This is a genomic window from Aliiroseovarius pelagivivens, from assembly GCF_900302485.1.
Classification (GTDB): domain Bacteria; phylum Pseudomonadota; class Alphaproteobacteria; order Rhodobacterales; family Rhodobacteraceae; genus Aliiroseovarius; species Aliiroseovarius pelagivivens.
This window is the reverse complement of sequence record NZ_OMOI01000001.1, coordinates 1,649,940-1,663,170: the sequence shown is the minus strand read 5'-3', so window position 1 is coordinate 1,663,170 and position 13,231 is coordinate 1,649,940. Positions and strand designations below refer to the sequence as shown.

At 59.8% G+C, this 13,231-nt stretch carries 13 protein-coding genes; 1 reads left to right on the top strand and 12 read right to left on the bottom strand.

Annotated elements, in window-relative coordinates; all coding sequences use genetic code 11:
* Nucleotides 1-63 precede the first annotated feature (63 nt).
* Nucleotides 64-2,022 carry a bifunctional 2',3'-cyclic-nucleotide 2'-phosphodiesterase/3'-nucleotidase gene (locus tag ALP8811_RS08105; RefSeq protein WP_108856616.1) on the top strand — a complete coding sequence of 653 codons (1,959 nt, stop codon included), beginning with the start codon at nt 64-66 and terminating at the stop codon, nt 2,020-2,022.
* A 134-nt stretch (nt 2,023-2,156) separates the two neighbouring features.
* Here the strand turns inward: ALP8811_RS08105 and ALP8811_RS08100 are convergent, their stop codons facing one another.
* From ALP8811_RS08100 to alr, 12 genes are all read right to left on the bottom strand, one after another.
* Nucleotides 2,157-3,350 (bottom strand): LysM peptidoglycan-binding domain-containing protein, encoded by a 1,194-nt coding sequence (locus tag ALP8811_RS08100; RefSeq protein ID WP_108856615.1) that lies wholly within the window; start codon nt 3,348-3,350, stop codon nt 2,157-2,159.
* Nucleotides 3,351-3,472: 122 nt separating this feature from the next.
* A complete protein-coding gene (locus ALP8811_RS08095) occupies nt 3,473-4,141 on the bottom strand; it encodes a protein-L-isoaspartate(D-aspartate) O-methyltransferase (RefSeq protein WP_108856614.1) in 669 nt (222 codons plus the stop codon).
* Nucleotides 4,138-4,935 (bottom strand): 5'/3'-nucleotidase SurE, encoded by a 798-nt coding sequence (gene surE / locus ALP8811_RS08090; RefSeq protein ID WP_108856613.1) that lies wholly within the window; start codon nt 4,933-4,935, stop codon nt 4,138-4,140. The genes ALP8811_RS08095 and surE overlap by 4 nt, the downstream gene beginning before the upstream one ends.
* Before the next feature lie 131 nt (nt 4,936-5,066).
* Nucleotides 5,067-5,720 (bottom strand): SDR family NAD(P)-dependent oxidoreductase, encoded by a 654-nt coding sequence (locus tag ALP8811_RS08085; protein ID WP_108856612.1) that lies wholly within the window; start codon nt 5,718-5,720, stop codon nt 5,067-5,069.
* A gap of 48 nt (nt 5,721-5,768) precedes the next feature.
* Nucleotides 5,769-6,371, bottom strand: a complete 603-nt coding sequence (locus tag ALP8811_RS08080) for a DUF2199 domain-containing protein (protein WP_181363718.1) — start codon at nt 6,369-6,371, stop codon at nt 5,769-5,771.
* The gene (gene purF, locus ALP8811_RS08075; protein WP_108857484.1) at nt 6,371-7,822 is read right to left on the bottom strand and encodes an amidophosphoribosyltransferase; all 1,452 of its coding nucleotides are present in this window, start codon (nt 7,820-7,822) and stop codon (nt 6,371-6,373) included. Before purF ends, ALP8811_RS08080 begins: the two co-directional genes overlap by 1 nt.
* A 175-nt stretch (nt 7,823-7,997) precedes the next feature.
* Nucleotides 7,998-8,582 carry a CvpA family protein gene (locus ALP8811_RS08070; protein WP_108856610.1) on the bottom strand — a complete coding sequence of 195 codons (585 nt, stop codon included), beginning with the start codon at nt 8,580-8,582 and terminating at the stop codon, nt 7,998-8,000.
* A gap of 51 nt (nt 8,583-8,633) precedes the next feature.
* Complete coding sequence (radA, locus tag ALP8811_RS08065) at nt 8,634-10,001, bottom strand: DNA repair protein RadA (RefSeq protein WP_108856609.1); 1,368 nt, start codon at nt 9,999-10,001, stop codon at nt 8,634-8,636.
* Nucleotides 10,002-10,056: 55 nt separating this feature from the next.
* Nucleotides 10,057-10,497 carry a paraquat-inducible protein A gene (locus ALP8811_RS08060; protein WP_108856608.1) on the bottom strand — a complete coding sequence of 147 codons (441 nt, stop codon included), beginning with the start codon at nt 10,495-10,497 and terminating at the stop codon, nt 10,057-10,059.
* 81 nt (nt 10,498-10,578) lie between these two features.
* A complete protein-coding gene (locus ALP8811_RS08055) occupies nt 10,579-11,325 on the bottom strand; it encodes an ABC transporter ATP-binding protein (RefSeq protein ID WP_108856607.1) in 747 nt (248 codons plus the stop codon).
* Nucleotides 11,322-12,107 (bottom strand): MlaE family ABC transporter permease, encoded by a 786-nt coding sequence (locus ALP8811_RS08050; protein WP_108856606.1) that lies wholly within the window; start codon nt 12,105-12,107, stop codon nt 11,322-11,324. Before ALP8811_RS08050 ends, ALP8811_RS08055 begins: the two co-directional genes overlap by 4 nt.
* The gene (alr, locus tag ALP8811_RS08045; RefSeq protein WP_108856605.1) at nt 12,104-13,153 is read right to left on the bottom strand and encodes an alanine racemase; all 1,050 of its coding nucleotides are present in this window, start codon (nt 13,151-13,153) and stop codon (nt 12,104-12,106) included. Before alr ends, ALP8811_RS08050 begins: the two co-directional genes overlap by 4 nt.
* Nucleotides 13,154-13,231: the final 78 nt, after the last annotated feature.

Here is a 13,231-nt window from a genome sequence, read left to right as displayed (position 1 = left end):
TCATTTCTCTGTCATGCTGACCTCATAGCATTCCAAAATTCATACAACTGGACCGAGGTTCCCATGCCCTTTTCTCTGACACGCCGCGGTTTTCTGGCCGGTTCGGCCGGCTTTCTCGCGCTTCATCCTTACTCTGTACAAGCATCCTCCAATCAGGCGCATCTGCGCATCATGGAGACGACTGACCTGCATGTGCATGTCTTCCCCTATGACTACTACTCGGATCGTGAAACCGACCGTGTTGGTCTGGCGCGTACCGCTGCCCTGATCAACGACATCCGGGCTGAGTCCACGAACTCTTTGTTGTTGGACAATGGCGACTTTCTGCAAGGCAACCCGATGGGCGACTATATCGCCTATGAGCGTGGCATGAAGGAAGGCGATACCCATCCGGTCATTAATGCCATGAACACGCTAGGCTTTGACGCGTCCACGCTGGGCAATCACGAGTTTAACTATGGTCTGGATTTCCTGATGAAGTCTTTGGCCGGGTCAAGCTTCCCTGTGGTCTGCGCCAACGTCGCCAAATCTCTGGGTGCCTCGCCGCGTGAAGATGAAACGCTGCTGCCGCCTTATGTGATCGTCGACCGTACAATCACCAACGGTGCAGGTACCACACAACCCATCAAGATCGGCTTCATCGGTTTCGTACCGCCTCAGGTCATGAACTGGGATCGCCGCCATTTGGAGGGCAACGTTCAGGCGCGTGATATCATCGAAGCGGCTAAGGCTTATATCCCGCAAATGCGTGAAGAGGGCGCAGATCTGATCATCGCGCTGTCCCATTCGGGCATCGGGTCAGCGGAACACACCGAAGGGATGGAAAATGCCTCGATCCCGCTGGCGGCCATCGACGGCATCGACGCGATCCTAACCGGCCATTCGCATCTTGTGTTCCCATCCTCGACCTATGCTGATTACCCCGGCGTGGATGTCGAACGCGGCACGATCATGAGCACCCCTGCGGTCATGGGCGGCTTCTGGGGATCGCATATGGGGTTGATCGACCTTCTGATCGAACATGATGGCGGCGCATGGCGCGTGGTGTCCCACACCTCCGAGGCACGTCCAATCTATAAACGTAACGAAGACCGGTCGATCACCGCACTGGTTGAAAGCGTCCCGGCTGTTCTGGCCTCGGTTCAGGCCGAGCATGACGATACATTGGCCTATGTACGCCGCGCTGTAGGTAAAACCGACGCCCCGCTGCACAGCTACTTCGCGCTGGTGGCGGATGATCCGTCTGTCCAGATCGTGTCCAACGCGCAGACTTGGTACATCCAGCAGATGATGCAGGGGACCGCGCACGAAGGCCTTCCTATCCTATCGGCGGCGGCCCCCTTCAAGGCCGGTGGCCGGGGCGGTCCAGATTACTACACCGATGTCGCCGTGGGAGATGTGGCGATTAAAAATGTCGCGGACCTCTACCTCTATCCCAACACCGTAAGGGCGGTGCGGATCAACGGTGCGACCGTGCGCGAATGGCTCGAGCGGTCGGCGGGCATGTTCAACCAGATCGAGGCAGGCAGCGCGGATGCCGTGCTTTTGAACCCTGACTTCCCGTCTTATAATTTCGACGTGATAGACGGTGTAACCTATGAAATCGATCTGAGCCAACCGTCTCGCTACAACAAAAAGGGCGAGGTCGTGGCCCCCGATGCTCATCGCATTACAAACCTCAGCTTCAACGGGCAACCGATTGACGACGCACAGGAATTCATCATTGCAACGAACAACTATCGTGCCGGAGGCGGTGGCAGTTTCCCAGGCGCAGATGGCTCGACCACCGTGTTTGAAGGCCCAGACACCAACCGCGATGTGATTGTGCGCTATATCGTCGAACAGGGCACAGTCAGCCCCAAGGCCGACGCCAATTGGCGCTTCGCCCCGATGGAGGGCACGACGGTTCTGTTTGAAACCGGACCGGCTGCAGCCCCCCACGCGACCAACGTGGAAGGGGTCACGATCGAAGAAGCGGGCAACAGTGACACGGGCTTTGCGCTCTTCCGTATCACGCTTTGACCGAACAAATAAAAAGGGCCGCCCGAAACCGGCGGCCCTTATTTTCTTACGAACAGTATCCCGGGGTTCGGAGGCTTCTTGGAAACCGTCCGGTGGACAGTTCCGCCTGAGAACGGGCAGAGCCCCTAATCCCCTCAGTTCAGATAAGGCATCGGGTCCACAGGCTCGGTGCCTTTGAACACAAGGAACTGGATCGCGTTATAGCGGTTCTTTGTGGCAACCGCGATCTGCTGACCGCGCTTAACCTTTTGACCCTTCTTCACCGTGATCCCGGAAATGAAGCTATAGGCGGACTGTGTGCCGTTGCCGTGGTCGATTACCACGATCTCTTCGCCTTCGACGTCCTTTGACACCAGCCGCACCGTACCGCTGGCCGCGGCTTTCACTGGATCGCCGGGTTTGGCCGAGATCAGGATGTATCCCGCTTTCTCGGCGTCAAAGACGCTTGTGACTTTGCCCGCGACGGGCAGGGACATACGGGCCGCGCTGGCCTTGGTGCGGGTTTCTGACAGTTTCGGGGCATCCGGGGCCTTGGGGGCGGGTTGCTTCACCTCGTTCTTGGGCAGAGCGTCTGCCGCCGAAGGTGGGGTCGGTGTAGACGATCCCTGACCGGGTTGCGATATCCGCGTCTCTTTCACGGGTGCGGCGACCTTCACGGGGATCAACAAGTGCTGGCCTTCTCGCACGGTCAGGTTGGCGCCCAATCCGTTCCAGTCGGCCAAGGACCGAACAGACACGCCATAACTGCGCGCGATCGAGTACGCAGTCTCGCCGCGTTCAACGCGGTGGCGCAAGGGCTGTTGGCCCGAGACTTTGGGTGCAGTTGCATTGGCTGGGGTGTTGCCCGCGCGATCAATGGCGTCGCCAGCGAGTGTGGTGATGTTGATCTCGCCTTCCGGCTTGATTACGCCACTTGCGGGTTCGGCCACGCGGCGGGGCAGGGCCAGAAGCTCGCCATCCCGCAGGGGCGCGTCCAGCGCCAGACCGTTGTAGCGGCCCAGCTCGGCGGGGCTCATCCCGATCCGGCCTGCAATATCGGCGACGGTGTCACCACGCTTGGCCAGCGCGACTTGATAGCCGGGATAGGAAATCACACCGCGCGCGTCGGCCCTGGGTCGCTGGGCGGTGCCGACCGATTGCGCGGCTTGTGCCGTAGACAGATCGCCCCCGGCCAGTCCCCGGAAATCCAGGTCGAAATTATCGCCGCAGGCAGATAGTGCCAGAAGCGATCCGAATAGAAGTGTTGCACGTGTTTTGGCCCCGAGGCGCAGTTCGGCGCACTGTTTGGCACGAGGGGGCAGGCACGCAATTGTGCTGTGGAGTGGCATTGCTCGTCTCTTCCTCAATCCATGGACCTGTTTGTCAGGCTCTGCATGTGACCCTTTTTGCGGGCCTTTTTGTGATGTGGCTGGAATAACCCAACCTGAACCCGCCGTCGCGGGGAAAATCGCTATTCGCGCCCCAGCCCTTCCAAAAGGGGTACGAACCGCACCGGCAGAAGCTCGTCATAGTCAAATCCTGTCTCGGTTCTTGTGACCTTGATCAGGCTTTGTACGGCGTCAGACTGCCCCACTGGTACAATCATGATACCGCCAACGGCAAGCTGCGCCAAGAGCGGACTGGGCGGGTCTTCAGCGGCGGCGGTGACGATGATGCGATCAAACGGGGCTTGATCGGGCAGGCCGCGTGATCCGTCACCCGTAATTGCGGTGATATTATGCAGGTCCATTGTCTCAAACAGCTCGCGTGCTTCGGCTACAAGGCGGCGATGGCGATCTATGGTATAGACCCGGCGTGCGAGCTTCGACAGGATCGCGGCCTGATAGCCGGATCCGGTGCCCAGCTCCAACACCTTGTCGCGAGCCGAAATATCAGCGGCCTGCGTCATCAGCCCTACGACCGACGGCTGCGAGATCGTCTGCCCGCAGGCAATCGGCAAGGGCATGTCTTCATAGGCACGTCGGGCGAACACGCCGCGCACGAAGGGGCCACGGTCGATCTCTTCCATTGCGGATAGCACGCGTGGGTTTGTTACGCCTTTCGAGCGCAGCTTGAACAGGAACTGCATTTTCTGTTCTGCATCCCACGTTACGGGTGCCTGTCCGTCAGCTTGGCTCATTCAAACAGACCCTCAAGCGTGGAAAGGTGGTCATGTGCGGTAAGGTCTGCGCGCATCGGTGTTACCGAGACATAGCCTTCAAGGTTCAGGGTCAGATCCATGCCAGGTTCGGACGGGGTGGCCTGCGGCCCCCCTTTGATCCACAGAAATTTGCGGCCCGAGGGGCTGTGATGGGCTTCGGTCCCGAAAAATGCGTCATGCCGCCAGCCTTGCGGGGCGGTGCGTACTCCTCTGACCAAGTCGGCGGCGACAGGCGGGAAGTTCACGTTGTAAAAGATCGGATAGTTGTTGTCCCGGTCCCACGGACCGTTGGCGACCAGCTTGCGCACGATCTCGGGTCCAAACTGGGACGCGGCTTGAAACACGCTGTCCAAATCCTTGGTGCCGACGCCCATGTATTGCGACAGTGCAATGGCGGGAAGGCCTTGCAGAGCGGCTTCCATGGCTGCGCCCAGAGTACCCGAATAAAGCGCGTTCTCGGCCGAGTTGTTGCCCCGGTTCACGCCAGAAATCACAAGATCGGGCCGGTCTGGCATCACATCATAGAGCGCGGCCAGCACACAGTCGGCCGGGCTGCCTTCGGCGGCAAAGCGGCGCGGGGCAAGTTCGGCGATCATGAAAGGGCTGGTGTAGGAAATGCAGTGGCCTACGCCGGATTGTTCGAAGGCCGGAGCGACGGTCCAGATCTCGGCCTTTTCGCCTGCCAGATCCTGCGCGACTTGGTGTGCGATGGCCTCGGCCACTTTTAGGCCGGGGGCGTTAATCCCGTCGTCGTTTGTGATGAGAATGCGCATGGTGTGCCCTTTCCGCCGAGCCCCGTTTTTTGTGGGCCTTTGGCATTCAATAGGGCAGCCGCGCCTGTGCAGCAAGCGCAGCGGGCAATCTTGAGTTCACGAAGTGAAAACCGTTGCGATCAGGTCAAAGTTTAGGCTAGCCCGGCCTCGGACAAAATGCGCTTCGCCTCGTCATCAACTGGGGCCAGCGTGCTGCGGTCTTCGCCGGGGAAAAACCGGCCACGCATCGAGGTTGCAAGCGGCGCAGGTTCGGCCACGACCACACGCGGTCCGATGTTGGCGTTCTCAGCCGCCCAGCTGCGCACCATTGCCACTTGGGCCGCCTTGGTGGCCCCATAACCCGCGAAGAACTTCTCGCCCGCATGATCATCGGCAAAGAACAATGCGGTGCTGTCATCTGTCATCAGCGCGTTGACCATAAAGATCAGATTGCGGGTCGCCTCGACATTGGTGTTCCACGCCTGCGTCCAGCCCTTGTCGTCCAGATCCGGGGTCGGCATCAGGGCAGGACCGTAAATCGCTGTATGTGCCCAGACAGCAATCGGACCCCAACGATCATGGATCGAGCGGCACAGATGCGCCATGGCGTCCTTATTGGTGATGTCCATCGGCGCCAGAGTGGCGGAACCACCGGCAGCCTTGATCTTGTCATCCAGCTCTTCCAAGGCACCTGTGGTGCGGCCCACGGCCACAACGTGATGGGTTTTGGACAGCTCCAGCGCGATGGCGGCCCCAAGGCCACGCGATGCACCGGTTACGAGGGCGATTTTCTGTGTGTCGGTCATGGGGGCGGCTTAACGTTGTCTAATTGAAATGTCGAGTGCGGGAAGCGCTTACGCGTCTGAAAGGTGAGGACGCAGATTATTTCCGGTTTTCGCGTAAATATCGAGAAGGGTGTCGAAACTGATCCCCTCCTGTTGCGCGTCAAATAAAGCGTGACCTTCCTGAACCCACAAAGACGGTCGCTGTCCATCGTCGCCGGGTGTCATGTTGCATGGTAACGGGTCGGTGCTTTCAAAGCAGGGCAGGCTGTTCGCAAGCCACGAAAAAGCGCCTTCGAACACCGCCTCTCCGCGCGAATCCTTAACATATGTGTCGAAGTTTTCGTCGCTTAGCGATCCCCAGCATCCGAAACCGAACCGTTTGCCACTTCCCTTGACGGGCAAGTACAAGACAGACCTAACGAACACGTGCCCGCTGAACCTGCACAGGTCCGTGCCAAGACGGTCCTCGCCCACGATCAGTTCTTCCTGACCGCTTTCCTTGCGGTTTCCGTGTGGCCAAGGATCGGGGTGATCGAAGCCGATATCAAAAATGCCCGAAAAGCTTTGGTCGCAGCAGGGGCATTTATACGCGCTGTCGTTGAAACGCCGCCAACGGGGATCCTTGGACAAATCCTCGGATCCCTTCTGGAAAAAGCGTTCCAGAAACTTCACTATTCCGCCGCCTTCAGCTCAAATCCTTTTTTGATCTGGTCCGCAGGTGTTACCGGATATTCACCCGAGAAACACGCGTCGCAATACTGCGGGCAGTCCTTTTTGCGGCCTTCGGCTTCGCCAACAGCGCGGTACAGCCCGTCGAGCGAGATGAATTTCAGGCTGTTGACCTTGAGATGCGCACACATCTCGTCCTCGGTCATCTTGGCGGCCAAAAGCTTGTCACGATTGGGCGTGTCGACGCCGTAGAAACAGGGCCATGCGGTGGGCGGGGAGGCGATGCGGAAGTGAACTTCCTTGGCGCCTGCATCCAGTAGCATGTCCTTGATCTTGCGGGTCGTGGTGCCACGCACCACGCTGTCATCGACCAGAATAACGCGTTTGCCGCGGATAAGGGCACGGTTCACGTTCAGTTTCAGACGCACACCCATGTTGCGGATCTGTTCGGTCGGTTCGATGAAGGTCCGGCCCATATACTGGTTGCGGATGATCCCCAGCGCATAGGGAATGCCGCTTTCCTGGCTGTAACCGATGGCCGAGGGCACGCCGCTGTCCGGGATTGGGCAGACCAGATCAGCATCGACTGGGGTTTCGCGGGCCAGTTCCACACCGATCTGACGGCGGGTTTCATAGACCGAGCGGCCCCCATAGATGCTGTCAGGGCGCGAGAAATAAACGTGCTCGAAGATACAGAATTTCGAGGGCTGCGGGCGGAACGGGAAACTGCTGTCCACACCGTCATCAGTGATCACCACCATCTCGCCCGGTTCGATCTCGCGAATGAACTCGGCGCCAATGATGTCCAGCGCGCAGGTTTCCGACGACAGTACCCAGCCTTCGCCCAGTTTGCCCAGCACCAGCGGGCGGACACCGTGCGGGTCGCGGACGCCCATCAGCTTGGTTCGGGTCATCGCAACGACCGAGAATGCACCTTCGACCCGACGCAGCGCGTCTTCCATCCGCTCGGGGATGGTGCGTTGCAGAGAACGGGCCATCAGGTGAATGATGCATTCACTGTCCGACGAGCTTTGGAAGATCGAGCCGCGCTCAATCAATTCGCGACGCAGGGCGTCGGCATTGGTGATGTTGCCGTTATGGGCGATCGCGGCGCCGCCCATCGAGAACTCGCCAAAGAAAGGCTGCACGTCGCGGATGACCGCGCCTTTCGATCCGGCAGTGGAATAGCGCACATGGCCGATGGCAAGGGGACCGGGCAGGGTCTCCATCACGCTGGCTTTGGTGAAGTTGTCACGCACATAGCCAAAGCGGCGGGCCGAGTTGAAGCCTTCGGCGGGATCATGGCAGACGATGCCGCCTGCTTCTTGTCCGCGATGCTGCAGGGCGTGCAGGCCAAGGGCGACGAAGTTTGCAGCGTCTTTCAGGCCGATTACGCCGAATACACCACACTCCTCCTTCAGCTTGTCGTCATCAAACGGATGCGCGAATGGCATGGTGGAAGGACAGGCGGGCGAGGTGTCGGACATGAGCAGCGGTCTCCGATTCCGTGGCGTTGGGCTTCTCTTACTGGACAGGTTGCGCCGTGTCATCAATCTATCACATCGCTGGGGTGATTAATTCGCCTGCCCGAAACGAAACAACGCGCCCCGGGGGCGCGTTGTGAATTGATCAGCTGCCGCTATCTTCGGTGGTTGGCAAGCCGCCCGAGCAGGCGCCGACCAGCTCTTCGTATTTGCCGACGATCCAGCCGGGGGCATCCTCGGGGATCTGTTCGTTGATACGATCCTGCGTGCGGGCAAAGATTTTTGCAGTACGGCTGTCATCCACCATCGGAATGGTGTCGGTTGTTACGATGCGATCATAGACCACCAGCGCAATCGCCACCAGAACAAGGCCGCGGACAACGCCAAAGATGAAGCCAAGCGCCTGATCCAGCCCGCCAAGCGCCGAGCGCTGGACAGCCGAGGAAAAGAGCGGTGTGAAGATCGACACGATCACCAGTGCCAAGGCAAAGACGCCAGCGAAGGCCGCAATCATCGACAATTCGCAACTGTCGGCGATGAAATCTTGCAGGACTGGGATTTCCTTGATCAACGGCAGGGCGCGTGGAGCAAATATATAGGCCAGAACTGCAGCAGCGACCCACCCCAGAATCGACATGCCTTCGCGCACAAATCCGCGCGAATAGGCCAGAATTGCCGAGATGAGAATGACCGCAGCCACGATCCCGTCAATCAGAGTGAAACCTTCCATCTTCGTCACTTCGGTTCGGGTCTTGGCCCGATACCGTCCCTGTTGTTGGGCCTATCCGGCCCCGAATATTTCTCCGACGAACCCGGTCAGGTCCGACATTTTCTGAATGTTCAGCCCGGAGCCCGAGCCGGTCTTGCTGCGCGTTGGCGCTATCGCAGATGTGAAACCAAGTTTTTGCGCTTCTTTCAACCGGTTTTCCGTCTGTCCGACAGGACGCAATGCCCCTGATAGACTGATTTCGCCAAAAACCACAGTATCTTTGGGGATCGAGGCGTCCTCGCGCGCGGAAAGTAGCGCCGCCGCCACAGCCAGATCGGCAGCGGGTTCCGAGATTTTCATGCCACCGGCCACGTTTAGATAGACGTCGAGCCCTGCAAACGGGATGCCACAGCGGGCTTCCAACACCGCTAGGATCATCGCCAAACGCCCACTGTCCCAGCCCAGAACAGACCGGCGCGGTTGGCTGTGAGGCGAGGGCGCGACCAACGCCTGAAGTTCAACAAGAACCGGGCGGGTGCCTTCGATGCCTGCGAACACCACCGATCCGGGGGCGGGGTCTTCGCGATCAGACAGAAACAGGGCCGAGGGGTTCACGACTTCGGACAGGCCCGCGCCCGTCATCTCGAACACGCCGATTTCATCTGCTGGGCCGAAACGGTTCTTCACAGCGCGCAGGATGCGGAACTGGTGGCCGCGTTCGCCTTCGAAATAGAGCACCGTGTCGACCATGTGTTCGACCACACGGGGCCCCGCGATCTGGCCGTCCTTCGTGACGTGGCCCACCAGAACGACAGATATCCCGCGTTTCTTGGCGAATGTGGTCAGCTCGTGCGCGGCTGCGCGGACCTGACTGACGGAACCCGGCGCGCTGTCTACATTGTCGGCCCACATGGTTTGGATTGAATCGATGATCGCAAGAGCAGGGCGTTCAGCGTCCAGCGTCGTCATGATGTCGCGCAGATTGGTTTCAGCAGCCAGCCGGACGGGGGCATCCGTCAAGCCCAATCGCTGGGCGCGCATCCGCACTTGGGCCGAGGCTTCCTCGCCCGAGACATAGATCGTAGGCAGCCCCGCTTGCGCGAACAGGGCCGCGGCCTGCAACAGCAGGGTGGATTTGCCGATGCCGGGATCACCCCCCACAAGAATGGCAGAACCGGGCACCAATCCGCCGCCCAACACGCGGTCCAGCTCTCGCATCCCGCATTCGGTGCGCGGGGGCGGGGCCTCTTCCGTAGATAGATCAGTCAGCTTGAGCGATGCCCCGCGCTTGCCGCCCAAGGACTTCGAGGCCGGGCCAGAACTGAGCGGGGCGTCTTCCAGAATGGTGTTCCATTCGCCGCAGGCCTCGCAGCGGCCGGACCATTTCGAGGAGCTGGCCCCGCAGGCCGAACAGGTGAAAATTTTCTGTGCTTTTGCCATTCGGAATTTCTGCCCGGTTGGTGCGCCGTGTGCAAGGGGTTAGGCACTTGCCACGTCAGGCTTTTTGACGTTTCGCGGTTGCAAAACTTAGTACGATCGAGGTCAAGACGCAGGCGGTGAACAGATAAAGCCCCCAGCCGGTCTCGATCTTTGCAAGACCAACGCCTTTTACGATCACGATATAAAGTGCGATCAGGAAGACGTCGGCCATCGCGAGCTTACCCAAAACGTTGAACGCGGGCAGCATCCGGCGGCGCATCATGCCGAACTGGATCAGGGCCAGCCCCAGCACCTTCAGGATCGGTGCGAAGACCGCAAAGAAGGTGACAAGCAGCGCGAGGATCACGTCCGTCTCCCACAGCGCCTGAAGGCCCGAGACGACGCTGACCTCTTTCAAGCCAAAGAGCGGCAGGTTGATGCCTGCGTGCATGAGCGGCGCGAACCAGGCGATGGGGAAGGCGATGAGGAGGGCGAGATTGAGGTAACGCAGTGTCATGAGGACAATGAAAGCTCTCTTGATCGAATTCTCAAGTGGTGACACCGGGGAGAAACGTTGAATTCTTCCCGCTTGAACCCGCTACCTTACCGCCTCAATCGGCCCTTCAGCACTGCCCGAAATGAACTGTGCGACGTAGGGATCGCCCGAGGCATCCATATCGCTGACCGGTCCCGTCCACTGGATCTTCCCGTCATGCAGCATCGCCACTTTGTCGGCAATCACGCGGACCGAGGACATGTCATGGGTGATGGTCATGGCGGTGGCACCCATTTCGACCACGATCTCGCGGATCAGGTCGTTGATGACGCCGGACATGATCGGGTCCAACCCGGTGGTGGGCTCGTCGAAGAAGATGATCTCGGGCTCGGCGGCGATGGCGCGGGCAAGGCCCACACGCTTTTGCATGCCGCCCGACAGCTCGGCTGGGAACAGGTCAGCCACGTCGGGCGTCAGGCCCACGCGGCGCAGTTTCTCGATCGCGATCTCGCGGGCTTCTTCTTTGGGTTTGGCAAGCGATCCGCGCAGCAGGCGGAAGGCAACGTTTTGCCAGACGGGCAGGCTGTCAAACAGCGCACCACCCTGAAACAGCATCCCGAAGCGGGCGAGAAACGCGTCACGCTCGACCTTCGAGGTGTCTTCGCCATCCAGAGTGATGGAACCGCTGTCCTGCACCATTAGGCCCAGAATGCATTTCAATAACACAGACTTACCGGTGCCGGAGCCCCCGATAATCACCATGCTTTCACCGCGATTGATGGTCAGGTCTACCCCGTCCAGAACGCGTTTCGGGCCAAAGGCTTTATGGACGTTTGTAAGTTCAATCATGTCGCAAAAAAGAAGCTGGTGAGAAGGAAGTTGGCGGCTAGGATCAGGACGGCTGCGGCCTCGACCGAGGTTTTGGTGGCGCGGCCCACGCCCTGCGCGCCGCGACCAGAACGCATCCCGTGATAACAGCCCATGACGGCGGCGATGAAGCCAAAGGCCGCGCCTTTGATCAGCGAGGACACGATGTCGGGCGTCTCAAGGAAATTCCATGTGTTGTTCAGGTAAGGCCCAGTGGCAAAGCCAAGCTGTTGGGTGCCAACGATGAAGCCGCCCATGATGCCGATGATGTCGCCGATGCCGACCAGAATTGGCACGACCAGAGTGGCGGCCAGCACGCGAGGGGCGGTCAGGTATTTCATCGGGTGGGTGGACAGCGTGACCAGCGCGTCGATCTGCTCGGTCACTTTCATGGTGGCGATTTCGGCGGCAATCGACGAGGTCACCCGCGCGGCAATCATCAGGCCGACCAGAACCGGGCCAAGTTCGCGCACCATGCCGATGGCGACGATCTGGGGCACGACGGCTTCGGCCGAGAAACGCTGACCGCCTGAATAGATTTGCAATGCCAACGCAGCACCAGTGAAGATCGCTGTCAGACCTACCACAGGCAGGCTGAAATAGCCGATGTTCAGGATCGCGGTCAGAAGCTCGCGTGGATAGAATGGCGGGCGGACGATATGGGCGATGGACTGGCCTGCAAAGATCGCGACGCGCCCGACAAGGGCCAGAAACCCAAGCGTCACACGACCAATTGTGGCCAGTGGTTTGGTCAAGGCGATCATGTGCGGCCCCGTGCATAGTGGCGGTGATAGCGGTGGCCCAACTGGGTCAGAAACTCATAGCCAATGGTGCCTGCAATCTCTGCCAGATCATCGACGGTCTGCTGATCAGACAACATGGTCAAGTTTTTAGGTGTTTCGCGCAGGTGCGTCACGTCTACACCGATCATATCCATCGAGACACGGCCCAAAATGGGGCAGGGCGTATCTTCGTGAAACAGTACGGCTTGGTTTGACAGGTGCCGGTTCAGGCCATCTGCATAGCCGGCAGCCACGGTCGCGACGCGCGACGCGGCTTCGGCCTGCCATGTGTTGGAATAACCCACGGTCTCGCCCTCGGCGACATCGCGGATTTGGATGACGGGCAGGTCCAGATGAACAACCGTCTGGGCGTCCTCGAACGGGAAGCCGCCATAAAGGCCAATGCCGGGACGGGTCAGGTCGAAATGATAATCCGGCCCAAGCAGGATGCCGCCCGTTGCCGCCAGACTACGCGGGATATCGACCCCATCGGTCATGTCGTGAAAGGCCGACAGCTGTTGGTGGTTCATCGGGTGATCGGGATCATCGGCGCAGGCCAGATGGCTCATGATCAGGCGCGGGTTTTGTGGCAGAAGGATGTCGCGTAGTGCGGCCCATTCGGCGGGCTCCATCCCCAGACGGTTCATGCCAGTGTCCAGCTGAATGCCAAACGGGTGGCCGGGCAGGGCTTCCAGATGGCGGGTGACTTGCTCGACCGAGTTCAGCATCGGTACAAGGCCCAGATCGTGCACCATGTCGGTGTCGCCGGACATGTGGCCGGAAAAGACGCTGATTTCCGGGCCGGGGCCAAGGGCCTCGCGCAACGCGGCCCCTTCTTCGGCGGCGGCCACAAAGAAGCGCCGTGTGCCAGCGGCGGCCAGTGCACGACCCACTTTGCCCACGCCAAGCCCATAGGCATCGGCTTTCACAACAGCAGCGGTCTGAACCTCTGCCCCACTTTTTGCATCCAGCGCCCGCCAGTTTGCGACCACTGCATCCAGATCAATTGTTAGTCTGCCCGTACTCATAAAGGCGTTTTTGACGGTGCGGTGGCTCGGGTCAAGGTAAAAAGCGGTCCCTGTGCTATCACACGCGGATTTCCCCGT

Excerpts from the sequence above, each read along its gene's own strand:
- radA (WP_108856609.1), bottom strand. The coding sequence starts at position 10,001 with ATGGCAAAAGCACAGAAAATTTTCACCTGTTCGGCCTGCGGGGCCAGC.
- ALP8811_RS08085 (WP_108856612.1), bottom strand. The coding sequence starts at position 5,720 with ATGACCGACACACAGAAAATCGCCCTCGTAACCGGTGCATCGCGTGGC.
- alr (WP_108856605.1), bottom strand. The coding sequence starts at position 13,153 with ATGAGTACGGGCAGACTAACAATTGATCTGGATGCAGTGGTCGCAAAC.
- ALP8811_RS08060 (WP_108856608.1), bottom strand. The coding sequence starts at position 10,497 with ATGACACTGCGTTACCTCAATCTCGCCCTCCTCATCGCCTTCCCCATC.
- ALP8811_RS08095 (WP_108856614.1), bottom strand. The coding sequence starts at position 4,141 with ATGAGCCAAGCTGACGGACAGGCACCCGTAACGTGGGATGCAGAACAG.
- ALP8811_RS08055 (WP_108856607.1), bottom strand. The coding sequence starts at position 11,325 with ATGATTGAACTTACAAACGTCCATAAAGCCTTTGGCCCGAAACGCGTT.
- ALP8811_RS08100 (WP_108856615.1), bottom strand. The coding sequence starts at position 3,350 with ATGCCACTCCACAGCACAATTGCGTGCCTGCCCCCTCGTGCCAAACAG.
- ALP8811_RS08105 (WP_108856616.1), top strand. The coding sequence starts at position 64 with ATGCCCTTTTCTCTGACACGCCGCGGTTTTCTGGCCGGTTCGGCCGGC.
- ALP8811_RS08070 (WP_108856610.1), bottom strand. The coding sequence starts at position 8,582 with ATGGAAGGTTTCACTCTGATTGACGGGATCGTGGCTGCGGTCATTCTC.
- ALP8811_RS08050 (WP_108856606.1), bottom strand. The coding sequence starts at position 12,107 with ATGATCGCCTTGACCAAACCACTGGCCACAATTGGTCGTGTGACGCTT.
- purF (WP_108857484.1), bottom strand. The coding sequence starts at position 7,822 with ATGCCATTCGCGCATCCGTTTGATGACGACAAGCTGAAGGAGGAGTGT.
- surE (WP_108856613.1), bottom strand. The coding sequence starts at position 4,935 with ATGCGCATTCTCATCACAAACGACGACGGGATTAACGCCCCCGGCCTA.